Source organism: Agarivorans sp. 1_MG-2023, from assembly GCF_030548385.1.
In the GTDB taxonomy this organism is placed as follows: domain Bacteria; phylum Pseudomonadota; class Gammaproteobacteria; order Enterobacterales; family Celerinatantimonadaceae; genus Agarivorans.
In genome coordinates this window covers 287772-313757 of sequence record NZ_JAUOSJ010000003.1, presented here as the reverse complement: position 1 = coordinate 313757, position 25986 = coordinate 287772, and the positions used below count along the sequence as shown (strand labels likewise).

Annotated in this window: 24 protein-coding genes; 6 read left to right on the top strand and 18 right to left on the bottom strand. The window is 44.4% G+C overall.

Features of this window, described 5'->3' with window-relative positions:
* Positions 1 to 12: 12 nt before the first annotated feature.
* The gene (gene dxs / locus Q4592_RS05775) at positions 13 to 1890 is read left to right on the top strand and encodes a 1-deoxy-D-xylulose-5-phosphate synthase (RefSeq protein WP_303510981.1); all 1878 of its coding nucleotides are present in this window, start codon (positions 13 to 15) and stop codon (positions 1888 to 1890) included.
* Here the strand turns inward: dxs and Q4592_RS05770 are convergent.
* The 14 genes from Q4592_RS05770 to nrdR form a co-directional block, all read right to left on the bottom strand.
* Positions 1887 to 3422 carry an ABC transporter substrate-binding protein gene (locus Q4592_RS05770; protein WP_303510977.1) on the bottom strand — a complete coding sequence of 512 codons (1536 nt, stop codon included), beginning with the start codon at positions 3420 to 3422 and terminating at the stop codon, positions 1887 to 1889. The two genes, dxs and Q4592_RS05770, sit on opposite strands and share 4 nt — an antisense overlap.
* Positions 3423 to 3519: 97 nt before the next feature.
* Positions 3520 to 4554, bottom strand: a complete 1035-nt coding sequence (locus tag Q4592_RS05765; RefSeq protein ID WP_174235917.1) for a peptide ABC transporter ATP-binding protein — start codon at positions 4552 to 4554, stop codon at positions 3520 to 3522.
* On the bottom strand, positions 4551 to 5531 hold the full coding sequence (gene dppD, locus Q4592_RS05760; RefSeq protein WP_137671717.1) for a dipeptide ABC transporter ATP-binding protein: 981 nt from the start codon (positions 5529 to 5531) through the stop codon (positions 4551 to 4553). Before dppD ends, Q4592_RS05765 begins: the two co-directional genes overlap by 4 nt.
* 10 nt (positions 5532 to 5541) lie before the next feature.
* Positions 5542 to 6444 (bottom strand): dipeptide ABC transporter permease DppC, encoded by a 903-nt coding sequence (gene dppC / locus Q4592_RS05755; RefSeq protein ID WP_303510970.1) that lies wholly within the window; start codon positions 6442 to 6444, stop codon positions 5542 to 5544.
* A 14-nt stretch (positions 6445 to 6458) separates the two neighbouring features.
* The gene (locus tag Q4592_RS05750; protein WP_137671719.1) at positions 6459 to 7469 is read right to left on the bottom strand and encodes an ABC transporter permease subunit; all 1011 of its coding nucleotides are present in this window, start codon (positions 7467 to 7469) and stop codon (positions 6459 to 6461) included.
* Between the two features lie 58 nt (positions 7470 to 7527).
* A complete protein-coding gene (locus tag Q4592_RS05745; RefSeq protein ID WP_137671720.1) occupies positions 7528 to 9123 on the bottom strand; it encodes an ABC transporter substrate-binding protein in 1596 nt (531 codons plus the stop codon).
* Positions 9124 to 9513: 390 nt separating this feature from the next.
* Entirely contained in the window at positions 9514 to 9993 is a 480-nt protein-coding gene (locus Q4592_RS05740) for a phosphatidylglycerophosphatase A (protein ID WP_303510963.1), read from the bottom strand.
* 24 nt (positions 9994 to 10017) lie between these two features.
* On the bottom strand, positions 10018 to 10995 hold the full coding sequence (gene thiL, locus Q4592_RS05735) for a thiamine-phosphate kinase (RefSeq protein ID WP_303510958.1): 978 nt from the start codon (positions 10993 to 10995) through the stop codon (positions 10018 to 10020).
* A 3-nt stretch (positions 10996 to 10998) separates the two neighbouring features.
* A complete protein-coding gene (gene nusB / locus Q4592_RS05730; RefSeq protein ID WP_137671723.1) occupies positions 10999 to 11415 on the bottom strand; it encodes a transcription antitermination factor NusB in 417 nt (138 codons plus the stop codon).
* Between the two features lie 15 nt (positions 11416 to 11430).
* Complete coding sequence (gene ribE, locus Q4592_RS05725) at positions 11431 to 11901, bottom strand: 6,7-dimethyl-8-ribityllumazine synthase (protein ID WP_137671724.1); 471 nt, start codon at positions 11899 to 11901, stop codon at positions 11431 to 11433.
* 104 nt (positions 11902 to 12005) lie between these two features.
* A complete protein-coding gene (ribBA, locus tag Q4592_RS05720) occupies positions 12006 to 13118 on the bottom strand; it encodes a bifunctional 3,4-dihydroxy-2-butanone-4-phosphate synthase/GTP cyclohydrolase II (protein WP_303510952.1) in 1113 nt (370 codons plus the stop codon).
* Positions 13119 to 13184: 66 nt separating this feature from the next.
* Entirely contained in the window at positions 13185 to 13841 is a 657-nt protein-coding gene (locus Q4592_RS05715) for a riboflavin synthase (protein ID WP_303510949.1), read from the bottom strand.
* Entirely contained in the window at positions 13841 to 14974 is a 1134-nt protein-coding gene (gene ribD, locus Q4592_RS05710; RefSeq protein WP_303510947.1) for a bifunctional diaminohydroxyphosphoribosylaminopyrimidine deaminase/5-amino-6-(5-phosphoribosylamino)uracil reductase RibD, read from the bottom strand. The genes Q4592_RS05715 and ribD overlap by 1 nt, the downstream gene beginning before the upstream one ends.
* Complete coding sequence (nrdR, locus tag Q4592_RS05705) at positions 14975 to 15424, bottom strand: transcriptional regulator NrdR (protein WP_137671727.1); 450 nt, start codon at positions 15422 to 15424, stop codon at positions 14975 to 14977.
* A gap of 354 nt (positions 15425 to 15778) precedes the next feature.
* Here nrdR and Q4592_RS05700 point away from each other — a divergent pair, with 354 nt between their 5' ends.
* Positions 15779 to 16339 (top strand): DJ-1/PfpI family protein, encoded by a 561-nt coding sequence (locus Q4592_RS05700; RefSeq protein ID WP_303510943.1) that lies wholly within the window; start codon positions 15779 to 15781, stop codon positions 16337 to 16339.
* A 72-nt stretch (positions 16340 to 16411) separates the two neighbouring features.
* Entirely contained in the window at positions 16412 to 16741 is a 330-nt protein-coding gene (locus Q4592_RS05695) for a ribbon-helix-helix domain-containing protein (protein ID WP_303510941.1), read from the top strand.
* 351 nt (positions 16742 to 17092) lie between these two features.
* Here Q4592_RS05695 and glyA read toward each other — a convergent pair whose 3' ends face one another.
* Positions 17093 to 18346 (bottom strand): serine hydroxymethyltransferase, encoded by a 1254-nt coding sequence (gene glyA / locus Q4592_RS05690; protein WP_303510939.1) that lies wholly within the window; start codon positions 18344 to 18346, stop codon positions 17093 to 17095.
* A 306-nt stretch (positions 18347 to 18652) separates the two neighbouring features.
* Between glyA and Q4592_RS05685 the strand changes: the two genes are divergently transcribed.
* Together Q4592_RS05685 and Q4592_RS05680 are read left to right on the top strand one after the other, a co-directional pair.
* Positions 18653 to 19651, top strand: a complete 999-nt coding sequence (locus tag Q4592_RS05685) for a ChaN family lipoprotein (RefSeq protein ID WP_303510937.1) — start codon at positions 18653 to 18655, stop codon at positions 19649 to 19651.
* 250 nt (positions 19652 to 19901) lie between these two features.
* A complete protein-coding gene (locus Q4592_RS05680) occupies positions 19902 to 20168 on the top strand; it encodes an Lpp/OprI family alanine-zipper lipoprotein (protein ID WP_016402681.1) in 267 nt (88 codons plus the stop codon).
* Between the two features lie 45 nt (positions 20169 to 20213).
* Here the strand turns inward: Q4592_RS05680 and Q4592_RS05675 are convergent, their stop codons facing one another.
* Complete coding sequence (locus Q4592_RS05675) at positions 20214 to 21125, bottom strand: L,D-transpeptidase family protein (RefSeq protein WP_303510896.1); 912 nt, start codon at positions 21123 to 21125, stop codon at positions 20214 to 20216.
* Positions 21125 to 21391: a hypothetical protein gene (locus Q4592_RS05670; RefSeq protein ID WP_303510895.1), complete on the bottom strand. Its 267-nt coding sequence runs from the start codon at positions 21389 to 21391 to the stop codon at positions 21125 to 21127. Before Q4592_RS05670 ends, Q4592_RS05675 begins: the two co-directional genes overlap by 1 nt.
* A gap of 16 nt (positions 21392 to 21407) precedes the next feature.
* Here Q4592_RS05670 and ettA point away from each other — a divergent pair, with 16 nt between their 5' ends.
* Positions 21408 to 23072, top strand: a complete 1665-nt coding sequence (gene ettA / locus Q4592_RS05665; protein WP_303510892.1) for an energy-dependent translational throttle protein EttA — start codon at positions 21408 to 21410, stop codon at positions 23070 to 23072.
* A gap of 54 nt (positions 23073 to 23126) precedes the next feature.
* Here the strand turns inward: ettA and Q4592_RS05660 are convergent, their stop codons facing one another.
* Positions 23127 to 25919: a tetratricopeptide repeat protein gene (locus Q4592_RS05660; protein ID WP_303510890.1), complete on the bottom strand. Its 2793-nt coding sequence runs from the start codon at positions 25917 to 25919 to the stop codon at positions 23127 to 23129.
* Positions 25920 to 25986 lie beyond the last annotated feature (67 nt).

The following is a 25986-nucleotide window of genomic DNA, read 5'->3' as shown; positions in this document are numbered from 1 at the left end:
TAAGCATTTTATATGACACTGAATATTAAAGATTACCCAACTCTTGCTCTTGCAGACCTGCCTCCGCAGCTGCGCCAACTAGAGCAACAGCAGCTTCCCGAACTATGTGACGAACTTCGCCAGTATCTACTTAACAGTGTTAGCCAGTCGAGTGGCCATTTAGCCTCAGGCTTAGGCGCAGTTGAACTCACTGTTGCCTTGCATTACGTATACAACACCCCCTTTGATAAATTGGTTTGGGATGTTGGTCATCAGGCTTACCCGCACAAAATTCTTACTGGTCGCCGTGAAAAAATGTCGACCATTCGTCAGTTTAAAGGTTTACACCCTTTCCCATGGCGTGGTGAAAGTGAGTACGACGTATTAAGCGTAGGCCACTCTAGCACCTCAATCGGTGCAGCCTTAGGCATGGCGATAGCCGCTGAAAAAGAACAGCAAGGCCGTAAAGTGGTGGCTGTTATTGGCGATGGCGCCATGACCGCCGGTATGGCTTTTGAAGCGCTAAACCACGCGGGCGCAATCCACAACGACATGTTAGTGATTTTAAATGACAACGAGATGTCGATTTCGGAAAACGTTGGCGCACTCAATAACTCGCTAGCGAACATTCTTTCTGGCTCGTTGTACTCTTCGCTCCGTGAAGGCGGGAAAAAAGTACTCAGCGGTATGCCGCCGATTAAAGAGCTGGCTCGCCGCGCTGAAGAACACCTTAAAGGCATGGTAGTACCGGGCACTTTATTTGAAGAATTTGGCTTTAACTACATTGGCCCTATTGATGGCCATGATGTAAAAGGCTTGGTGCGAACATTAAGCAATATGCGTGACTTAAAAGGTCCGCAAATTTTGCATGTAATGACCAAAAAAGGGAAAGGCTATTTACCCGCCGAACAAGATCCTATTGGTTACCACGGCGTGCCTAAATTTGACCCTAGCCAAAGTAACTTACCTAAAAGCCAAGGTGCCGCGCCTACGTTCTCTAAGGTATTTGGTGATTGGTTGTGCGACATGGCAGCCAAAGATAAAAAGCTAATGGGAATTACCCCAGCGATGCGCGAAGGTTCGGGCATGGTGCGCTTTTCTAAAGAGTACCCTGAGCAATACTTCGACGTAGCCATCGCTGAGCAGCACGCAGTGACCTTTGCCGCTGGATTAGCCATTGCGGGTTACCAACCAGTTGTGGCTATCTACAGTACCTTTTTACAGCGTGCCTACGACCAGTTGATTCATGACGTAGCCATTCAAAACTTGCCGGTGTTATTTGCTATCGACCGCGCTGGCATTGTTGGCGCAGACGGCCCAACTCACCAAGGTGCTTTTGATTTAAGCTACTTAAGAGCAGTGCCTAACTTAGTAATTATGGCACCCGCCAACGAAGATGAATGTAGGCAAATGCTCTACACAGGCCATTTACATCAGGGGCCTGCTGCGGTTCGCTACCCTCGTGGCGGCGCAGACAATACGCCAATCAACGATGCAATGAGCGCCATAGAGATTGGTAAAGCCAGAGTATTACGCGAAGGTAAAAAAATTGCCATTCTCAACTTTGGTAGCTTGTTATGTAAAGCCGCTCCTGTAGCCGAACACCTCGATGCAACACTGGTAGACATGCGCTTTGTTAAGCCGCTAGACAAAGACTGTATTCGCCAGTTAGTCGAGAGCCATGAGCTAATTGTAACGGTGGAAGAAAATGCCATTTTGGGTGGCGCCGGTTCGGCAGTAAACGAGTTTTTATTTGCTGAACAACTTAACCAAGTAAAAGTACTCAACATTGGCTTACCCGACAATTTTGTTGAGCAAGGTAGCCAAGATGAAATATACCAACTGCTAGGTTTAGACAGTGTAGGCATTCAACAAAAAATTGAAGACTTTAACAATAAGCCTTCGCGTTAATCTAACACCTGTAAACGTTCAAACAATGGGAATGGACTAGCCCGATTCATATTTTCAATATTAATCCGCTGGTTCAGTGCCCATATCTTTCGTTGCCAATATAAAGGCACAAACACCGCTTCTTGGTATAACTGCTGCTCAAGATATTGAATAATCTTGTCGCGCTTTTCTTCATCAAGCTCTTGCTCGCCAGCCAATATAAGCTGAGTCACCTTTTCATTTCGGTAAGACAAACAACCTGCCATTTGCGGGCTTGTGCCGGTATCCTCAATGAACATAGAGCGAGCAATACTTAATACGTCACCAGCATCACTTTGGCGGCGCGTTAACATCACATCACTTGCGCAGTTTTCAATATTGGCTTGATACTCTTGTTCATCTAACCATTCTGGCACGAGGGTGATGTTGACCCGATCCAACATCGACACCAGTTGCGGTACCACTTTAGACTGCTCGCCAAATAGCTGTTTGGGGACTGCAATAGTAAGCGTGAAGCCATCTTCAAAACCCGCTTGCTGCAGCAATTGATGCGCCAGTAGTAGGTTATAGCGCGGCAACAATTCTTTATTGTAACCAGGAAGACCAGGGATGCTTAGCTGGGTAGACGCTAAAGCGTAAGGCCCCAACACTTCAGCCAATCTAACATTATCAATCGCCAAGTTTAACGCTTGGCGTACCCGCCGATTAGCCAGCGCGGGATGGCGTTGATTTAATTCAATGGCCAACCACTTTAGACCCTCGGTCTGAATAACGGATAGTTGCGGGTCTTTATTTAACAGCTCTACATAGTTATCGGGTACATGGTCCACCACATCCACATCGCGAGAAAATAAGCTCGCCATGCGCATTTCAGACTGCACAATTGGCACCACTTTAATTTGCGTAATATTACTGCGCTTATTACGCCAATATTTAGAGTTAATGGAAAACTCGGTCACAATACCCGGTATGTAACGGGCCAACTTAAAAGGTCCAGTTCCCGATACTAAAGAGACTATCTCGGTGTTTTCTAATTCCTGATTTGCTAGATAAAACTGTTTGTCTGCTGGGAATATATAACTTAAACGCTGAATCAACTCTGAGAATGGTCGGTAAGTGAGCACTTCAAACTGCGAACTATTTAAAGCTTTTAAGCTTTTAATCGGTGCAAACAAACTTTGTAAGTGAGGCTGTTGCTGAATGCGATTAAAGGTCCACTCTACGTCTTCAGCCGTCAGCGGATTTCCCGAATGAAAAACAACATCATTACGTAACTCAAACTGAATTTGAGTAGGCGATATTATCTTCCACTTGGTCACCAAGCGTGGGGCGACTCTTCCTTGTTGATCAAGTAAAAACAAAGGGTCGAACAACAAGTGGTTGATAAAATTACTGTTAGCATCCACTTCCTCAACAATTACGTTAGGCTCAGCATGAAAAGCCGTTCCCCAAACCAAGGTTTTGGCGGGTGAAACATTTACCCAGCCTACAATTAACACCAATAACAGCGCTATTTTGTGTATTTTAGCTTTGGTTTTATCTAACAATGCCAACGTGAAGAGTCCTTGGTAAGTTTGTCCAGCTAACTTACACGGGATGAGGCAATAAAAAAAGCGGGACAAGCCCGCTTTTTGTTTGGTTTCGAGATACTTAGGCGATTCGCCCCTCTTCTCGCGCAAAACATGCCACTTGTGCATTTGTTTCGCGAACTAAGGCTGGCTGTTCTTTATGGCAGCGGTCGTTAGCGTAACGACAACGAGCATGAAACGCACAACCTTGCGGCGGATTAAGTGGCGAAGGCAATTCACCCTCAAGTTTAATCTTTTCGCGACGATGGGCTGGGTCTAAACGCGGTGTACTAGACAACAAAGCTTGAGTGTATGGGTGTTTAGGGTTAGCAAACAACTCTTCACAAGAGGCGTATTCAACCGCTTTACCCAAATACATTACCATCACTTCATCAGCAATATGCTCCACCACCGACAAATCATGCGAGATGAAAATGTAGCTTAAGCCCATTTCTTCTTGCAGATCCATCATCAAATTTAGCACCTGAGCTTGCACAGACACGTCTAGCGCCGACACTGGCTCATCGGCAACCACAACCTTAGGGTCTAACATCAAACCGCGAGCAATGGCGATACGTTGGCGCTGACCGCCAGAAAACATATGCGGATAACGGTCATAATGCTCTGGGCGTAAACCTACTTTGGCCAACATCGCTAGGGCTTTTTGCTTGCGCTCAGCTTTGCTCATGTCGCTATTGATGACCAAAGGCTCTTCTAAAATGGTCCCCACCTTCTTGCGAGGGTTAAGTGAACCATAAGGGTTTTGGAAGATAATCTGAATTTTTTGGCGCAATGCTTTAGCGGCATCTTTACCCAAACTTAAGATATCTTTGCCATCAAAACACAACTCACCAGCGGTAGGTGTTTCAATCATGGTGAGCACGCGAGCCAATGTTGATTTACCACAACCGGACTCCCCTACTACCGCTAAGGTTTTCCCTTTTGCAAGACTAAAGCTTACCCCGTCAAGGGCTTTTACTGTAGCGTCTGGCTTAAACATGCCCGCTTTAACGTGGTAATGTTTTTTCACCCCGTTTACCGACAATACCGACTCTTGCTCTTGATTCGCGGGTTGCTCTGAATCTAACGCAGCCGCTTTCATAATAGTGTCACTCATGCGCTTGGTCTCCCTGCTTCATCAAGTGGCGTAAAACAACGCACTTGACGAACGCCCTCTCCCTGCATAGTGGGTTGTTCTTTCTGACAACGTTCTGTGGCATAAGGGCAACGTGGATTAAGCAAACAACCTATCGGGCGGTCAAATGCGCCCGGCACTACACCTGGCAGTGCATCTAGGCGGTCTTTGCCCAGTGATGACTCAGGCAACGAACGTAATAGCGCTTGAGTATAGGGATGTTTAGGTTTAGAAAAAATCTGTTCCGCCGGGCCCGTCTCAACTACTTGGCCGGCATACATCACAATCACTCGATGCGCCGCTTCTGCCACTAATGCCAAATCGTGAGTAATTAACACCAAGCCCATGTTCTTTTGCTTTTGCAGATCTAATAACAAATCTACAATTTGCGCCTGAATAGTCACGTCTAATGCGGTAGTAGGCTCATCAGCAATCAATAGTTTAGGATCACAAGCAATCGCCATCGCAATCATCACGCGTTGACTCATACCACCAGACAACTGGTGCGGGTAAGTTTTCAAACGTGATTCAGGGTCAGGAATGCCCACTTGGTCGAGCAATTCAATCACTCGCTGACGGCGCCATTTTTTATCACCGCTTTGGTGAATTTTGAGCGCTTCGCTAATTTGATACTCAACCGTATAACAAGGGTTAAGGCTCGACATTGGTTCTTGGAAAATCATCGCGATTTCGGCACCGGTAATCGCACGGCGCTTATTTTCTGACATGGCCAATAAATCTTGACCTTCAAACTTAAGCGTATCGGCTTTTACCTTACCAGGGTATTCAATCAAGCCCATAATAGACAGCGAGCTTACACTCTTGCCTGAGCCAGACTCGCCTACAATGCCAACAATTTCACCTTTCTCTACGCTGTAACCTACTTGGTCTACCGCGCGAAACGGATTATCGCCATCACCAAATTCAACAGTGAGGTTATTAACTTCTAATAAAGACACAACTAATCTCCTACTGCTTCAATTTAGGGTCGAGTGCGTCGCGTAAGCCGTCACCCATTAAGTTAAAGGCTAGTACCGTTAACAGAATAACAAGGCCAGGGAAGGTTACGACCCACCAGGCGCGTTGCACAAACTGTAAGGCATCCGCCAACATGCTTCCCCATTCAGGTGTCGGTGGTTGAGCACCTAAACCTAAGAAGCCTAAAGCAGCCATATCTAAAATAGCGTTAGAAAAACCTAAGGTCGCTTGCACAATAAGTGGTGCAGTACAGTTAGGTAAAATAGTAATGAACATTAAACGCAACGAACTAGCACCCGCTACGCGAGAAGATATTACGTAGTCTTTGTTTAGTTCAGCAATAGTTGAGGCACGCGTTAAACGCACGTAGTGTGGCAAGGATACAATAGCAATCGCCATGGCGGCGTTGAAGATACTTGGACCTAAGATTGCCACAATAGCGATAGCCAACAACAAACTTGGCATTGCTAGCATGATATCTACGGCACGCATAATCACAGTTTCTACTGCACCACGGAAAAATCCAGCGGTTAAACCCAGTATTACTCCTAGGCCTAGTGAAAGAGTCACTACTAACACACCAATAAATAGTGATAACTGCGCACCATGGATAAGGCGCGACAAGATGTCCCGGCCTACGTCATCGGTGCCCAGCAAGTAAGCACTGTTGCCACCATCTAACCAAGCTGGCGGTAGCAACAAGGCATCACGATATTGCTCAATCGGTGAATGCGGCGCGATAACGCTGGCAAATATCGCTACGGTTAGAATACAAATGATAAAAACCAAGCCAATCACCGCCCCAGTGTTTTGGCTAAAGTAGCCCCAAAACTCCTGTAAAGGTGTTTGAACTTGCGGCCCTGTCGTGGCAGGACTAGTTGTTTGTTCTGACATTAAATTATGCTCCGTTATTTGCTATGACGGATCCGTGGATTAACCACGCCGTACATAATGTCTACTAGCAAATTAACTACAATAATGATGGTGGCAACGATTAAGATACCGCCTTGTACTACCGGGTAATCGCGGCGACCAATAGACTCAATAAGCCACTTGCCAATGCCAGGCCATGCAAAAATGGTCTCGGTTAAAATCGCTCCAGAGAGTAAAATACCCACCTGCAAACCAATAACGGTAATCACTGGAATAAGCGCATTACGCAACGCATGCACCACAATCACTCGCATTGGCGCCATGCCTTTTGAGCGCGCAGTACGGATATAATCTTCGCCTAATACTTCCAACATAGATGAGCGGGTCATACGAGCAATAACCGCCATTGGAATAGTACCCAGCACAATGCTTGGTAGCACTAAGTGGTGCAAAGCAGAAGCAAATGCGCCCTCTTCGCCAGACAGCAAAGTGTCAATCAACATAAAACCGGTGACTTCATCAATCCAATAAGTCACATCAAGCCTACCGGAGACGGGAGTTATCCCTAGGTTCACTGAAAAGACTAGCATTAACAGTAGTGCCCACCAGAATATGGGCATCGAATAGCCGGTTAAGGAAAAGGTCATGACCGAGTGGTCGAATACCGACCCTCGTTTCACCGCCGCTATAATGCCACAGGGCAGCCCCACTAAAATGGCAAATAAAGCAGCACAAGACGCCAGTTCCACAGTAGCGGGAAACAGCGTTAAGAATTCTTCGGTTACCGGTGTCTTGGTAATTAATGAACGGCCAAGATCACCACTCGCAATGTTTTTAACGTAATCAAAATATTGGACCAATAACGGTTGGTCTAAGCCTAATTCGGCACGCAAAGCTGCGTGGCGCTCAGGTGACACCCCTCTTTCTCCTGCCATTACCTCAATAGGATCGCCAGGGATCAAGCGGATTAAGGTGAAGGTTAAAAGAGTAATGCCGATGAAGGTGGGTATCACCAACATCAATTTTTTTATAATAAACTGGAACATAACTACAGCTCTGTGTCAGAAGGAAGGAAAGGGGCTGTTGCCAGCCCCTTAAGCATGTTTATTTTAGCGACACGCCGTAGAAGTGGTGACCGCCTAGAGGGTCAACCTTAAAGCCTTGAACTTCTTTGCGAATAGGCTTGTAAGCAACTGAGTGAGCGATAGTGATCCAAGGAGCCTGCTCTTTGAAAATCAACTGTGCTTCTTCGTATAGCGGAGCACGTTCGGCTTGAGCAGAAATCTGCTTAGCTTTCATGATCACGTCATTAAATGGTTGATGACACCACATAGCGCGGTTACCACCACCAACAGCATCACAACCTAGTAATACGCTTAGGAAGTTATCTGGGTCACCATTGTCACCAGTCCAACCTAATAATACTGTGTCGTGCTCGCCTTGCTTAGAACGCTTAAGGTACTCACCCCATTCGTAGCTAACAATCTCAGCGGTTACACCTACTTTGGCCCAATCAGCTTGAATTACTTCAGCCATACGACGAGCGTTAGGGTTGTAAGGACGCTGAACCGGCATAGCCCAGATATTGGTCTTAAGATCAGTAATGCCCGCTTCAGCTAATAAAGCTTTGGCTTTTACAGGATCGTAAGCGTAATCAACAGTTTTCTCGTTGTAAGACCACATTGTTGGTGGAATTGGGTTTTTAGCAATTTTGCCGCTGCCCTGGAAAACCGCATCAATAATGGCTTGCTTGTTAACAGCAAGGCTCAATGCTTGACGCACTTTAACGTTATCAAACGGTGCTTTTTGAGTGTTAAACGCCAAGTAACCAACGTTCAAACCTTCTTGGCTAAGCAAGTTGATGTCGGCATCTTTTTGCATTTGCTCAACGTCAGCAGGGTTTGGATAAGGCATTACATGACACTCGCCCGCTTTAAGTTTGGCGTAGCGTACTGAAGCATCCGGTGTAATTGAAAATACTAAACGGTCAATGGCTGGAGCGCCTTGCCAGTAGTTAGCATTACCAACGTAACGAATGATTGAATCTTTTTGGTATTGTACTTTTTGGAAAGGACCTGTGCCCACTGGGTCTAAGTCTAATTTCTCTGGCGTACCTGCGGCTAGCATCGCGTCGGCTTGCTCAGCTGAAAATACCGATGCAAAGTCCATTGCCATGTTAGCGATGAATGGCGCTTCTGGCTTACTTAATACAAACTTCACGGTGTAATCGTCAACTTTAACGATATCTTTCACAAGCTCGTTCATGCCCATGCCGCTGTAGTACTCGTAAGAGCCACCAGACACTTTGTGGTAAGGATGTTCTGGATCATCTTGACGTTCAAAGGTGAACAATACGTCATCAGCATTAAAGTCGCGAGAAGGTTTGAAGCCTTTCTTTTGAGTATGGAATTTTACGCCTTTGCGTAAGTGAAAAGTATACTCAAGGCCGTCTTCAGACACGTCCCAAGATTCAGCTAGGCCAGGAACAACATTGGTTGTACCTACTTCAAACTCAACCAAACGGTTGAAGATGGTCTTAGAAGACGCATCAAATGTGGTGCCTGCGGTGTATAAACTTGGGTTAAAACCTTCTGGGCTGCCTTCTGAACAGAAGACAAACGTTTGTGTTTTAGCTTGCGCGCTCATCGCTATTGCACTTGCTACAAGTGCGATAGACAGCTTAGCTAATCCTTTTTTCATTATGATTCTCCGTGTGACATCTTGTCATGTATGCCGCCGTTATGGCCGCATTTCCGGTGTGTTTGCGAATAGACTAATAATTATTGTTCTTGATAAATCTAGACCCTGTTCTGCAAATTGTCGGTATTACACCAACATTTGTGAACTGAGTAAGACCTAAACAAGCCTGATCCGCTTTTTGCCCGTAATAAACTAGTATTTTTATCTGCCACTGTAAATAGCATAAACAGCATTTTATAAACCAAATCAAAGCCGAGCCAGTTAAAGTGATTAGGAAGTCGATATATTGTCATATTTATGCAGAAAAGAATAAGCTTATGCGTGATTTACATAAGCAGATTCAACTAGATTGAGGGGCAGTAGAATTGAGGAACTAGAGAATTTGATTAATTAAGCGAGAACAAACAGCACAACTTGCAAACAGATGGCGGCAAAAACACCAGCTAATACGTCGTCTATCATTATACCAAAGCCGCCGTGAACTTTTTTATCTAAAACTTTAATCGGCCAGGGCTTTAATACATCAAAAAAGCGAAATAGCACAAAACCAAGCAATACATTCAGCGGTGACAAGGGCACCATAAACATAGTAATCCAATAACCAACGAACTCATCCCACACTATGCCGCCGTGATCATGAACCCCCATAGCGTCACTGGCTTTTTGACAACACCACACGCCAAATATAAAGCTCAACACAACCAACGTGATATACAACCATGACGATAATGGTGCGAGCAGTAAATAGACGGGAATAGCTGCCACAGTACCAAAAGTGCCTGGCGCTTTAGGGGCTAAGCCGCTACCAAAACCAACCGCACACAAATGTAAGGGGTTACGCAAATTTAAACGGGCTAAAGCCTTATCCATTGTTGGTTCTCGTGAATAGCTTGCTTATACGAAATGGTCCCAACCAGCTTGATCTAGCTGATAAGGCTTATCTTTATATTGTAGTTTTATTTCGCCCTTACCCGGCGCTAACTGACCAATACAAGTATATTGTATGCCGCTAAAGGATAGCGAAGTATCCACCGAGCCTTTATTAGATTCCGGCACGGTAAAACACAACTCGTAGTCTTCTCCACCGTTTAAGGCAAAAGCAATGCTTTGGTCAATACTTACGGCTTCGTTCATGGTTTCAGATAAAGGTAATTGTTCAAGTTTTAAAGTCGCTGAACAACTGCTTTTTCTTAAGATGTGGCCTAAATCGTTGTATAAACCATCAGAAATATCGATTGTGGCAGAGGCAATATCACGCAAGCCATAGCCGGCTAATACCCGCGGTTGAGGGAAATAGTGCTGCTTTAAACTCAACTCTAATTGCTGCGGGCTTAAGCTCAGCTGATGTTGTAAATGCGCTAAGGCCAAACCCGAATCACCTAGGTTACCGGTCACGTAGATCCAATCACCTGGTTTAGCACCATCTCGACGCAGGGCTTTGCCATGCGGCACCACTCCATGCACCGTAACAGTAATGCTAAGCGGACCTTTAGTAGTATCACCACCAATCAGGCTCACATTAAAGTACTCGGCTAGGTCGTAAAAGCCTTTGCTAAATTGGGCCAACCACGCTTCATTTATTTCGGGTAAGGTAATAGCCAAAGTCACCCAGCGCGGTTCTGCACCCATAGCGGCCATATCGCTAAGGTTAACAGCCAATGCTTTGTGCCCTAAGGCGCGTGGGGGAATATCGGCAAAAAAATGCACGCCTTCAACCAGGGTATCGGTTGAAATGGCAATGTGACTATTATCGGGTAAGGCAACTACCGCAGCATCGTCACCTACGCCAAGAATTACATCTTGGCGAGGCGCGCTTTTCTGGAAGTATTTGTCGATAATATCGAATTCACCCAGTGACGGCTGAGACGACATTAATTAAGACTTAAACTGCTGTAGGCGTAGAACTTTATCTAGTACACCATTCACAAACTTGTGGCTATCTTCAGCAGCAAATGATTTAGCCAGTTCAATGGCTTCATTAATGACAACTTTTGGCGGAACGTCAGTCACCATCAATAACTCATAAACACCGATTAATAAAATCGCATGCTCAACGATATCTAATTCTTCTAACTTACGCGACAGCGAAGAGCTCATCGCTTTATCTAGTTTTTCATGGTTAGCCACAACACCAGAAATTAAAGTAGAAAAATAAGGAACATCAGCCTTACTCATGTCTTGTTCGGTTAAGAACTGATGTTCGATGTTAGCAACGCTGTCCTTGGTCACTTGCCATTGATAAATTGCTTGGGTAGCAAATTGCCTAGCTTTACGACGTGCAGCTGGTTTCACAGAGAATTCCTCAAATTAAACTTCTATCTGATTAACTAAGTTAATCATTTCCAAAGCGCTTAGGGCGGCTTCGGTACCTTTATTACCCATTTTAGTGCCAGCGCGTTCAATCGCTTGCTCAATAGACTCAGTGGTTAGCACACCAAATGTTACTGGAATATCGTACTCCATCATCACTTGCGCTAAACCTTTGTGGCATTCATTAGCTACCAATTCAAAGTGGTAAGTTCCACCACGAATTACCGTACCTAAAGCAATAATAGCATCGTATTTTTTAGACGCTGCAATACGCTTAGCTGCTAGCGGAATCTCTACCGCTCCAGGCACACGAACAACAGTGATGTTGTCATCGCTTACACCGCCTTGACGGGTTAGCGTGTCTACGGCACCAGATAATAAGCTTTCATTAATAAAGCTATTAAAACGGGCGATAACAATGGCTACTTTAGCGTTTGGAGTCGCTAAATTTGCTTCAATTACTTTCATGGTTGTTCTGCCTATTCTTTGAGTCCATCAAAAAAATCGCGCCATTCTAGCACAACTAAAGTGATAGACCCTCAATTTAATTTTACGCCAAAGCGCATCGGAAATTATTCTTGGTCAATGTACTCAACAACTTCAAGACCAAAGCCGGAAAGCGCGTGGTAGCGTTTCGGAGAGCTTAACAAACGCATTTTACTCACACCTAAATCAGCCAATATTTGAGAGCCAACACCCACGGTGCGAGAGGCACTTTGCTGACGTTTTTGTGGAGGTGTTTCGCCACGGTCCTGCAACGCGAAGGCCTTGACTTGTTCAATCAAGTTTTCAGCATCGTCGTCGGTACTTAACAACACCAAAACACCATTTTCATTCGCGATCTTTTCTAATGCTTTATCCAGCGGCCAGCTCATTTTCCCAGCTCGGTCACTGCCTAGTAGGTCACTAAAGGTATTGTGCAAGTGCACACGAACCAAAGTGGCTTGGTCTTCTTTAACCTCGCCAGCTTGCATCACAAAGTGTACTTTCTCGTCGATAGTATCGCGGTAAGTAATCAGCTTGAAATCACCATGACGGCTTGGCATTTTACATTCTGCCACTCGCTCAATGGTGGTTTCATTGTTATTGCGGTATTCAATAAGGTCTGCAATCGTGCCCATTTTTAAGTCGTGTTCTTTACAGAACACTTCTAGATCTGGGCGACGCGCCATGGTGCCATCTTGGTTGAGAATTTCAACAATCACTGCGGCAGGCTCACGCCCAGCTAAACGGGCTAAATCAGTTCCGGCCTCAGTGTGACCAGCACGCGTTAATACTCCGCCTTCTTGTGCCATTAACGGGAAAATATGCCCAGGCATAACAATATCACTAGGTTTGGCATCGCGAGCAACAGCCGCTTGAACGGTGCGTGAGCGGTCAGCAGCAGAAATACCTGTGGTGACCCCTTGAGCGGCTTCAATAGACACCGTGAAATTAGTGGCAAATTGCTCGGTATTTACGTCAACCATTAACGGCAACTTAAGTTGCTGGCAGCGCTCTCTGGTCATTGGTAAACAAATCAAACCACGCCCATAGGTGGCCATAAAGTTAATGGCTTCAGGCGTCACCATATCAGCAGCCATGATTAAATCGCCTTCATTCTCGCGATCTTCATCGTCCATGAGTACTACCATCTTGCCATGGCGTAAATCTTCAATAATTTCTTCGATACTGCTTAGTGACATAGCAAAACCTTTCTTACCTAAGGGGTGTTATTTATAGTTATTAGTGCACTTCATTATTGCTACTGGCTACTTTAAAAAGCCATGTTGCGCCAAAAATGCAGTATTGATGTTTGATTCTTTTTTACTCTCTTCAGCATAGCCGATTAGGCGCTCAACATAACGGGCAATCACATCAACCTCTAGGTTAATTTTTTGCCCTGGCGCCCATTGCGAGATAGTTGTTTGTTCTGCGGTGTGCGGAATAATGGTTAAACGCAGCTGCTGTTGTTGTACTTCATTTACCGTAAGACTAATCCCATCTACGGTTATTGAGCCTTTATGGGCAATGTAGCGAGCCAGCTCGTTAGGAACTTTTAACCAAATGTTTACTGCCCTAGCACTAGGGCTAATACTCACCACTTCCGCTAAGCCATCTACGTGGCCGCTAACAATATGGCCGCCAAAACGATTGGTGGCTAGCATGGCTTTTTCTAGGTTCAGCTTATCGCCCTGCTTACATTTAGCCAAAGAAGTTAAACTAAGAGTCTCGGTGGAAACATCGGCGCAAAAGTAATCACTACCAAATTCAACGACTGTTAAGCAAATACCATTTACGGCGATACTGTCGCCCAGATGCACATCAGCCATGTCTAAACTGGAACAGGCGATATGTAAACGCACGTCTCCGCTGCGCTTTTCAATGCTCTTGATAATGCCAAGGGCTTCGATAATTCCAGTAAACATTATTGTGCACCCTTTGCTTGTGGGATCCAGATAGTTTTAATGTCGGGGCCTACGCGGCGGGTTTCAAGGCATTGCCAAGAATTTAACTGATTCATCTCGGTAAAACCCTCTAGGCCTATTAAGCTTTGCGCATCGGCGCCCATCAACTTACCCGCTTGATAACAAATTAGCTGGTCGACCAGCTTTGCTTTAATCAGTGCGGCCGCAAAATTTGCTCCTGCTTCCACCCACACATCGTTGATTTCAGCTTCCGCCAGCTGTTGCATCAACTCACTCAAGCTCTGGTCTGAATCACTTAATATAAATTGCTTATCAGCGGCTACTTGCGGCTGAAATTGGGTTCCCGCTAGCCACAGTGACTTGGGATGTTTGAATATGTTTAAAGATTGAGAAGCCGCAGATAAACGTTGCTGACGATCCACCACTATACGCAATGGCTGGCGTAAGTTCTGTTGCTCTAGTTGGTGGGTTAAACTACCTAACTCATGATGGCGAACATTTAAACTCGCGTTATCTCTAAGCACAGTGGTAGCGGTAGACAAAATAGCATGGCTGCGAGCGCGTTCACGTTGAACATCGCTCCGTGAATAAGAAGAAGTAATCCACTTACTTTCGCCATTCGATAAAGCGGTTTTGGCATCAATCGAGCCTGCCAGCTTTAAACGTACAAATGGGCGCTTACGTTCCACTCGGCATAAAAAGCCAGGGTTTAGCGCCCTCGCCGCTGATTCCATTAAGCCAGAGCGAACTTTAATGCCCGCCTGTTCTAACATACCAATGCCTCGGCCAGCGACTTGCGGATTAGGGTCAACCATCGCAATAATCACTTCGGCGACTTGCTCTTCAATCAACATGCTTGCGCAAGCGGGCGTTCGGCCTACGTGGCTGCAAGGCTCTAGGGTGACATAGGCAAGTGCACCCACTACGCTATAGCCAGCTTCTTTAGCCTTTGCAACGGCATTAACCTCTGCATGCCCCTCGCCAGCCTTTTGATGATAACCTTCACCAATAATCTGACCGTTTTTTACCAGTACACAACCCACATTTGGATTGGGCGCGGTAGTGTAAGTTCCTAACTCAGCAAGGCGTAGCGCTCTTGCCATGTATTGGCAATCTTGAGGGCTAAAGCTCACTTATTTTTCCAACTTTGCAATTTCGTCACTAAACTCTTTAATGTCTTCAAAGGAGTGGTATACCGAAGCAAAGCGCACATAAGCCACTTTATCGAGGCTAATCAGCTGCTCCATCACAATCTTACCAATGAACTTGGTTTCTACTTCACGCTCGCCGGTGGCGCGAAGTTGAGACTTAATTTTATTTACTGACTGCTCAACTTGGTCAACACTCACTGGACGCTTCTCTAGCGCTCGCATCATGCCTGCTCGCATTTTCTCTTCGTTAAAAGGTTCTCTTATCCCATTACCTTTAATGACGCGAGGCATGACCAATTCAGCTAACTCAAATGAAGTAAAGCGCTCATGGCACTCTGAACACTCTCGGCGTCTTCTCACCTGATGGCCATCAGCCACTAGACGTGAGTCAATAACCTTAGTTTCATGGGCGGAGCAAAATGGACAGTGCATGGGTGTTCCTTTAGTCAGATATGTAACGATTTTATCTGCTTAACAGGCCAAGGTACAGACCAGCAAAAACTTAAGCGCTGAAAACTTAAGGATTAATAGACGTGTGCTCTGCAGCTAGTAACATTTCATTAGCACTGTCTTATTAATAAATGAAAAGTGAAGCCTAGGGCTCAGTTTGCTTTAAATATCTAAAAATTATAATCCAAAATAACCAAGTATAAACTGTTGAATAAAATAGACTTTTATTCATGTCGTTGGTAGCCAAGTGAAGTGTAGTAACCAATTACTACCCTTTTCTCTCTGCTAGCCCTTATCCTGCCAATGAAATGTAAACAAATTGTTAAGGTGAAAGTAATGGCTAAAGTACTTATTATTGCGGGCGATTTTGTTGAAGATTATGAATTGATGGTGCCGTTTCAAGCACTACAAATGGTAGGGCATAATGTTGTTGCCGTTTGCCCAGAAAAGCAATCAGGTGAGCAGATAAAAACTGCAATTCACGATTTTGAAGGTCACCAAACTTACAGCGAAAAGCCAGGGCACAATTTCACCCTTAACGGCAGCTTTGATGAAATAGTTGCCGATGATTTTGACGCACTATTGTTGCCTGGCGGCCGTGCGCCTGAATACCTGCGCTTAAACCCTCAAGTGCTAGAGATCATCAAAAATTTTGCCAATAAGCAGCAACCCATAGCGGCGGTATGCCATGGTGCCCAGTTGTTAACGGCGGCAGGTATTGCCTCTGGCAGACACATTTCTGCCTACCCTGCTTGTGCGCCAGAAGTAACCGCAGCCGGCGGCGACTATGCTGATATTGCCGTAGACCAAGCAATAACAGACGGAAACTTGGTCACCGCTCCCGCATGGCCCGCCCACCCTCAATGGCTAGCTCAATTTAACGCCTTGTTAAAATAACCTAAGTGAAAGAGCAAGTTTTGACGTTTTGTACCATGATTAGACTTCGCTCTAATCATGGTGAGATTTGTTATGTGTGAGATCTATTCAGGTACTGAAGCCGAATTGTTTGAATTAAAGTCGCGTTCGGTGCGTTTAGACGGTGTGGTCACTAGTGTTCGTTTAGAAGCGATTTTCTGGCAGCTATTAGAGCAAATAGCCGATGAAGCGGAACTGAGCCTAGCAGGTTTTCTAACTCAGATTTACCATGAAGTTTTGCAGCGAGAAGGCAAAGTGGGCAATTTCACTTCATTACTAAGGGTCGCCTGTACTACCCATTTAAATCAGGGCAAGCGCTTAGTGCTGCATCAAGACTCTATTGAGCAAACAGCAGGCAAATCCTTTGCCCATAACACTGTGTAGTCATCGCTATTGAGCAATGATTAACAGCATAAAGCTTCCCCAAATTACAAACTGTAGAAAAACCATTCTTTTTGCGCTGGTCACTGGATTCATGTCCATTGTTATTCTCTCTCTTTTGAAACTACCAACAATGCTGGTAATTTGACTTATCAATTAGATCTAAAAACTCAGCAAAAACAATACCAACTGCATGTTTGTTAAGCGTAGATCTAAACTATCCCTCCTTGGTTTGTGTTCCTATTCACATTTAGCCCGTAAAAATCCTAAGTTCGACTAAAAAAAAGATACAAAAAAGGAGGCCATAAGCCTCCTTTCATTTATCTCGTCAATCCCTGACTATAGATTGCTTACTTAAGCATAGACCGGGAAACGCTGGCAAAGTTCTAACACTTGGCCTTTAACACGTTCGATAACAGCATCATCTTGTAAATTATCTAGTACATCACAGATCCAGCCCGCTAAATCTTTAGCAGCAGCTACATCTAAACCACGACGGGTAATCGCAGGCGTACCGATACGCAAACCACTGGTCACAAATGGTGAACGAGGATCGTTTGGAACCGAGTTCTTGTTAACAGTGATGTTGGCGCGGCCTAGTGCTGCGTCAGCGTCTTTACCAGTAATGTCTTTATCGATAAGGTCAACTAAGAACAAGTGGTTTTCAGTACCGTTAGATACGATTTTGTAACCACGCTCTTGTAGCACCGCCACCATCGCTTTTGCGTTATCCAATACAGCTTGTTGGTATTGCTTAAACTCAGGCTCCATAGCTTCTTTAAAGGCTACTGCTTTAGCTGCAATAACATGCATTAAAGGACCGCCTTGGCCGCCAGGGAATACTGCAGAGTTTAATTTCTTCTCGATAACTTCATTAGCACGAGCCAAAATCAAACCGCCACGTGGGCCAGCTAGGGTTTTATGCGTAGTGGTAGTCACTACGTCTGCAATAGGAACTGGGTTTGGGTATAAACCTGCAGCCACTAAACCAGCAATGTGTGCCATATCAACAAATAGGTAAGCACCTACTTCGTCAGCGATATCGCGGAAACGCTGCCAGTCAACCACACCTGAGTATGCTGAGAAACCAGCAATAATCATTTTTGGTTTGTGTTCTTTAGCTAGCTTTTCAACTTCAGCGTAATCGAGCTCGCCAGTTTCCGGGTTAATTCCGTACTGAACAGCGTTGTAGATTTTACCTGAGAAGCTTACGCTGGCACCGTGAGTTAAGTGACCACCATGGGCAAGGCTCATGCCTAGCACGGTGTCACCAGCATTTAGTAATGCCATAAAAACAGCTGAGTTAGCTTGTGAACCTGCATGAGGTTGCACGTTTGCGTAGTCTGCACCAAATAGCTGTTTAGCACGCTCAATAGCAAGTACTTCAGCTTGGTCTACATACTCACAACCACCATAGTAACGCTTGCCAGGGTAACCTTCGGCGTACTTATTAGTAAGGTAAGAACCTTGCGCTTCCATTACCCGTGGGCTGGCGTAGTTCTCAGAAGCAATCAGCTCAATGTGCTCTTCTTGGCGAACTTCTTCTTTAGTAATGGCTTGCCATAACTCGGCATCGTAATCGGCGATATTCATATCACGCTTTAACATCAGTATCTCCTGACTCTTTTGTTACATGTTGGTGGGTGATTTTTCGAAGGCGCATTCTAACCTGAGTCCTTTTCAGATCACAGCAAAATTTTAAGCTGCGGGTTTAGCGTAATCGCATAAACTTAACATAAACCCGTTATGGCTTATCGAAGTGAGATAGTGAATGTTACGTACTTTGTTTGCAATTCGTTCACCACCTGCTTTGATCTTTATGAAATAAATTCACGTTAATTTAAGCATTACTTTTAGGTTTAATAAAGGCTAAGATGATAATGATTATCATCTACATTTAGAGTATTGACCCCTATGTTATTTCGTCTTTCAAGTTTTCTGTTTATCTTGGTCAGCCTAGCGGCCTGCAGTGCTGGCCAACCAAACACTGGTCTTCAACAAGCTAGCACCGCTGCGCCGTTAGAGACTTATTATGATTACATCCTTTTTGACCCGCATGCTCAGCAAGTTCTCACCGATACTGAAACACTAGCCAGTTTGCTTGCAGATTCAAATGTGGTGTTATTTGGTGAGTACCATAGTCACCCAGGGATCCATTTAGCGCAGTTACGCTTATTCCAATCTCTGCATGCACAACACGATCAATTAAGCTTATCTATGGAACAATTTGACCGTAGCCAACAAGCTTTAGTAAACGAGTATTTAAACGATGATATCGGTGAAGAATGGTTGATTAAGCAAACTAACGCTTGGCCAAATTACCGTTCCGATTATCGGCCCTTAGTTGAATTTTCAAAGGCTAAGCACTTAAACGTTATTGCCGCCAACGCCCCTAAAGCGCATGTGACTTGTATAGGTAGCGAGGGTTTGGCCTATTTACACACACTAGACTCGGAGCAGCGCCTATTGTTGAGCCAAGAATTTACCGTAGATGACCCCGCTTACCAGCAGCGCTTATTTGGAAATGCTCATCATGGCGACAGCCAACAAAGCCAAAATCATTTTCTAGCCATGTTAGCCTGGGACGAGACCATGGCTGAGTCTATTGCCGCTCACTTAAACAATGAAGCAAACCAACAAGTCATGCATATAGTGGGTAATTTTCATATCGAACAAAAGCAAGGCACCTACTCACGGGTGCAACAACGTTTACCAAATTCAAAAATAAGCTCAGTGGTTGCAGTCAGTCAACAAGATTTTTTAGCACTCTCTATAGAAGAGCAACAAGCTAAGGGGGACTACCTTATCGTGGTGTTAAATCTACCCAAACGTTACCAAAATGCAGACAACCGCAAGGCGGAATACCAACATATTAAGCAGCGCTCTAATAAACAATGTAAAAGCATTAACTAACAGCAGGCTAGCAATAATCCTGAAATGTCCCTACTAGGCGACATCTTTTGTTGCAAAAATGTTAACAAAACAACTTAAATCCCTGTTATCACCATATTTTTCTTTTACTTTTACTATCTAGGGCTTGCAGCTTAATAATATTGAGCCATAATCATATCAGCGGCTCACTCAACGCAGTGAATGGCTTTGCTTAATACGAATTGACGATTGATATCATTCGTTAGACTTGAACATAAAGGACGGACTTACCATGAATAAGTTTTTAGTTGCAGGCGCTATTGCTTCTACCATTTTACTAGCGGGTTGTTCTTCAAACACTACCGCTTTAGAAAACAACGTACAATCTCTAAGCGACAAAGTTGATGCACTATCTAACGAAGTTGCAGCTCTTCGTGCAGAGCAAAGCTCTTTGAGTGGTGACATCAAGTCAGCTCAAATGAGTGCTGACCAAGCGAAAGCTGAAGCTATGCGCGCTAACGAGCGTATCGACAACATCGCTTCTTCTTACACTAAGTAAGTTTAAACCGATGTAAAAAAGGAGATGCTATGGCATCTCCTTTTTTTATCCCTGATTTTCACCCACCGTTAAAGCAATGCCTTGCTGGTTTTTCAGCGCTTGATTGACAACCGAAGAATCAACTCCCGCTTGAGTAATAAACTTAATATCATCCCTACTTAGCTTTAATGAAGTTGCTTGGCTTACATCTTCTTGTGAACGGTTTAGCGGCTGATGCACTTCTAACAAGTACTCACCACTTGGCTCTAAGGAATGTTTAATCGATTGATCAATAATACGTACGGGGGTTTTCACATTAACTTGAGAAAATAAATACTCAATGTCGCTCGGGAATAAGCGAATACAACCAGAGCTTACTCGTAAGCCAACCCCAAATTCTTTGTTAGTCCCATGAATCAAATACTCACCATTACCATACGCCAATCGCAGCGCATATTCGCCCAATGGGTTTTCAGGTCCAGCTTGAACCACTTGCGGTAGAATGATGCCTTTTGCAGCGTATTCGTTTCGAATATTCTGAGTTGGTGTCCAAGTTGGTTTTTCTCGTTTCTGGCTAATATAAGTACTCATTTCAGGTGTTTCACGACCAATTCGACCAATGCCAATTGGCAATACATCTACTTGATGGCTGTTTGGTCGAAAGTAGTACAAACGTAATTCAGCCAAATTAACCACTACGCCTGTATGTTCAACATCTGGTAGCAGTATTTGAGTGGGAATAAGCAACTGGCTATCCACTTCAGGTAAAAATGGGTCGACCCCCTTATTGGCTGCCATTACAGCCAAAAAGCCTACGCCATAACGCTCAGCAATTAGTGCGATAGTTTCACCTTTTTGGATCCGGTGCCACTGGTTCCCCCCTAATAAACGGCTACCGTCATTAGGTAGGTCATAAGTTAAGGCAGAGGCCGTAAACGCCAAGCTAAGGGCCATGCAAGCTAACAACAATCTTTTCATCAGTCAGTTACTTCAAATAGTGATAACAGCAACATAGCATTAATTATTGGCAAATTCGACTCGAAGCCATCACCCACTCGGTTATCAACAGTGGCCAACAGCAGATTTAGCCGCTTTTCATATAAAACAGTGACAACATCAACAACAGGCTGAATAAAGTGATTGGCAAAGCTAGCATCCAGCAAGGAAGCCAGTATCATAGCGGAAGATAAAAACAATCTGATTTGGGTGTATGCTTTAGCTGCACCAAACATTAGTTTTGACATTCTATAGGAACGGCAAATGGCCCAATTTATTTATACGATGAACCGCGTCGGTAAAATCGTCCCCCCTAAAAAGCACATTCTAAAGAACATCTCTTTAAGCTTTTTCCCTGGCGCCAAAATTGGTGTGTTAGGTCTTAACGGCTCAGGTAAGTCTACGTTATTGCGTATTATGGCTGGCATTGATACCGAAATTGAAGGGGAAGCACGCGCTAACCCAGGCACCAAAATCGGTTACTTAGCGCAAGAACCACAAATGGACTTAGATAAGACTGTTCGTGAAGTGGTAGAAGAAGCGGTAGCGGTGGTTAAGAATGCCCAAACTCGCTTAGATCAAGTTTATGCAGAATATGCTGAACCAGACGCTGATTTTGATGCACTTGCTAAAGAACAAGGCGAATTGGAAGCTATTTTAGCCACTCACGATTCTCACAGTTTAGAGAATCAGTTAGAGCGAGCAGCCGATGCCTTGCGCCTGCCGGAGTGGGATCAAAAAATTGAGAAGCTGTCAGGTGGTGAACGCCGCCGCGTAGCGCTATGTCGTTTATTGCTTGAAAAGCCAGACATGTTGTTACTAGACGAACCTACCAACCACTTGGATGCTGAATCTGTTGCTTGGTTAGAACGTTTCCTACATGACTATGAAGGCACCGTTGTAGCAGTAACTCACGATCGCTACTTCTTAGATAACGTAGCAGGTTGGATTTTAGAGCTAGACCGCGGCGAAGGTATCCCATGGGAAGGTAACTACTCGTCTTGGTTAGAACAAAAAGAAGATCGTTTAAGCCAAGAAGCGTCGCAAGAGAAAGCTCGCATGAAATCCATTCAGAAAGAATTGGAATGGGTTCGCTCTAACGCGAAAGGTCGTCAAAGCAAAAGTAAATCTCGTATGGCACGCTTTGAAGAGCTTAATACTCAAAGCTTCCAAAGCCGTAATGAAACTAACGAACTGTTCATTCCAGCCGCTCAGCGTTTAGGTGACAAGGTGATTGATGTCACTAAGCTAAGCAAATCTTACGACGGCCGAGTTCTTATTAATGACCTATCATTCAGCATCCCTAAGGGGGCGATAGTAGGCATTATTGGGCCTAACGGCGCGGGTAAATCAACCTTATTTAAGATGATAACCGGCGCTGAGCAAGCAGACTCAGGTACTGTAGAAGTGGGTGACTCGGTTCAGATCGCCAGTGTAGACCAGTTCCGTGATGCAATGGATGACAAAGCCACAGTTTGGCAAGAAGTGTCTGGTGGGTCTGACATTCTAAAAATTGGTAACGTTGAAGTACCAAGTCGTGCATATGTGGGTCGCTTTAACTTTAGAGGTGGCGATCAACAAAAACGTGTGGGTGAGTTATCTGGGGGTGAGCGTGGTCGTTTGCACCTAGCTAAGCTGCTTCAAACCGGTGGTAATGTATTGCTACTAGATGAACCAACCAATGACCTAGACGTAGAAACACTGCGCGCACTTGAAAACGCCTTATTAGAGTTTGCTGGATGTGCCATGGTTATTTCGCATGACCGCTGGTTCTTAGACCGCATCGCAACTCATATCCTTGATTACCGCGATGAAGGCCAAGTAAACTTCCATGCGGGTAACTTTACCGAGTATGAAGCTTGGCTCAAAGAAACCATTGGCGAAGAAGCTGCACAGCCTCATCGTATTAAATACAAACGAATAAGCTAGTTTGTAAAACTAAAAAGCCACCTATAGGTGGCTTTTTTATTGGGAGCGAAACCTTTAACTTAAACTGTCTAATAAGGCTTTAGCATCTTCGTACTCAGAAAACTGTTGATCTAATTCTAAGGCTTCTTGTACTTCTCGCTTAGCCTCTGCTTTTCGCCCTAACTTATCCAACGCAAAAGCAAGATGGTAACGAATCGCAGCATCCGAAGAATTCATTGTGTAGGCTTCGCGTAAAAACACTAAACCTTGGTCAAACTTTCCTCGCTGTATTTCAATCCACCCAATGGTGTCCAAAATTGCCGCATTCTTAGAGCCCTGCTCTACCGCAATAGCAATAGTACTGTAAGCCTTGTCTAAATCAGTTTTGGAGTAGATATAAGCCAAATTATTTAAGATGCCCGGCTCGTTTTCTAACTCGGGAATAGTTCGTAAGGCTTCATAGTGTGTCTGCGCCTGACTCAATTGCTTGTCTTGCAAATAGCTGTCTGCCAATAAACGGCGATGCCAAGCTGTTTTGGTGCTATCTTCCAACAAGGCTTCTAGTTGCTGATGAAATGCCTTCACTGCTACGCCTTGCTTAGACAATTGATACAAACGCACCACTGCTTCGCGATTGAAATGGTTTAAGGCCACCGCTTGGCTATATTGTTTTTGAGCGTCAAGCGGTAGACTTTTACGCAGCAAGATATCGCCCTTTAGTGCATATAACTCGCTGCTATCACTAAACAACTGCTGTAATTTAACAACCGTTTTCTCGGCGTTTTCAATCTGTTGCTGCGCCAATTCAACTTTGGCTAACAAGACTAACGTTGTCATTATTTTAGGGTCAAGTTCGTGAGATTTAAGTAAGCTCGCTTTAGCAGCAGACAGTTGCTTTGCTTGAATCTGCATTTGAGCCAAAGTAACTAAGTTTTCCGGCTGCTCTTTCCAAATACTGTCCAGTAATCCAATAGGATAAGCGGCATCGTCATAACGCTCCAAACGAATTAATACTTCAGCATAAGAGCTTAAATATTGCTCATTTAAAATGTATTCACGATTTAATTTTTCAACCTCGGCTAATGCCAAAGACCACTGTTGAGTTTGCATATATGTATCTAGCTTCAACTCCCTAGCCACTCTATTGTCTTGCTGATAAAGCAGTACTTTATCTAATTGCTCAATAGCTTGTGGGTAGTCTTGCTGCTGCAAGTAGATACGAGCGGCCAGCAAATAGCTCGCCACATGGTCATTTTGCGTTGTAAGAATTTGCTTGAGCAATACTAAAGCCTGTTCGGGCTTACCTTGGCTTTTTAGCACCAAAGCTTTATTAAAACGTGCACCCAAATTACGTGGGCTGCTCGCTAAAACATCATCAAGATAACGCAGTGCCAGATCAAACTGCTGAGTTTTAATGTAGTAAGCAGCGATTAAATTTTGCGTAGGGCTGGTTTTAATATTTCGGCCAATCAGCTCTTCTACTGCAAGTTTAGCCTGGGCATAATTATTAACTTGTAGAGCCAACTCACCTTTCAACTGCAGCCACTTTATCGGGGCGTCTACTTCGCTATAAGATAAAGTTTGCAACAAACTTAAAGCTCGCCCTGCTTCACCACTCGCTCGTGCTAGCTCAGCTTCTAATATAACCACATAATTTGAATCGCTATGATAAGCGCGAATTTGCTCAAAAGCCTGTTGCGCGGCACGTAACCGCCCTGCGTCTATATAGAGATATACCAACTGTACCGACAATCCGAGGTCGCGAATAATATAATCAAAGTTTTCTTGAAGGAGTAGCTGCAGTTTATAAGGCTCGCCCGAACGCAAATACACCTTAGCAAGCATTCTTGTTGCGCCTAAATCACTGGGTTTCTGCCGTAAATACTGGCTCAGGTACTGCTGGGCTTTTTCATCATTCTTTAAAATAAATTCTGAGGCACCTTGAATAAACAACAGCGTATTTGCATCAGTCAGTTCTTCGCCTTCTGCAGCTGATACCTTTTGAGATAATTCAGTAAGCGCTTGCTCAGCCAGCTCAGCATTATCTTCATCACTTAACAAGGTAGCACTAATTAAAATAGCGGTAGGATCGTTAGGAGTCTGTTCTTGGACTTTCTTTAAGTAGCGCTTAGCCTCTTCTAGCTGATTAGCTTTAAGGTGGGTCATCACCAAACTACGTAAAACTTTAGGGTCTTCAGGATCTAAACTATAGGCTTTCTGATAACTTTCTAGCGCGGCGCTCATCTGGCCTTGATTTGCTTCTAAGTTTCCCTTTAATAGCCACGTTCGCTCATTGTTTTCAGCAATGCTTAAAGAACGTTTAACCCACTGCTCAGCCAGAACATACTCTTTCTGCTGCAGATATAAAGTAGCCAAGGTATTCATTGCACTAGGTTTATTAGGGATTAACTTCGTCGCTTGCTCAAACTCCTTACGCGCTAAATCAGCTTGGGAGTTTAATAAGTAGATCCGTCCACGCAACAGCTTCCACTCAAACTGAGTTTGTCGCGAAAACTCGCTCGCTCGTTCTTCAAAAGCCAATACTTCGGAGGTCTTTCCTTGCAGCAATAGAACATTACCAAGCATTGGCAATACTAAATTAATATCAGCACCAAGGTTGAGTGCTTCCTCCAGTTGTTTTTCAGCTGAACCTAAATTATTAGCGTTGAAATACACCTTTGCGAGTAACAGCTTTGAAGAAAGATGTTCAGGGTTAGCCGTTAAGGCATTTTTTAAATGAATAAAAGCTTCGTTTTCTTCCCCACTATGAAAGGCTTTAACGGCCAACTCGTATTCATTTGCTTGCTCATTAGCAGAGCTAAAGCCGGCAACACACAAAAGTAAGAAAGGGAGAAAAGACTTTTTCATTGGCAAACAGGTTCCTTGTTACAGCGAGGGTCAATCAATTAACCGACAAACAGTATCTAATGAACCA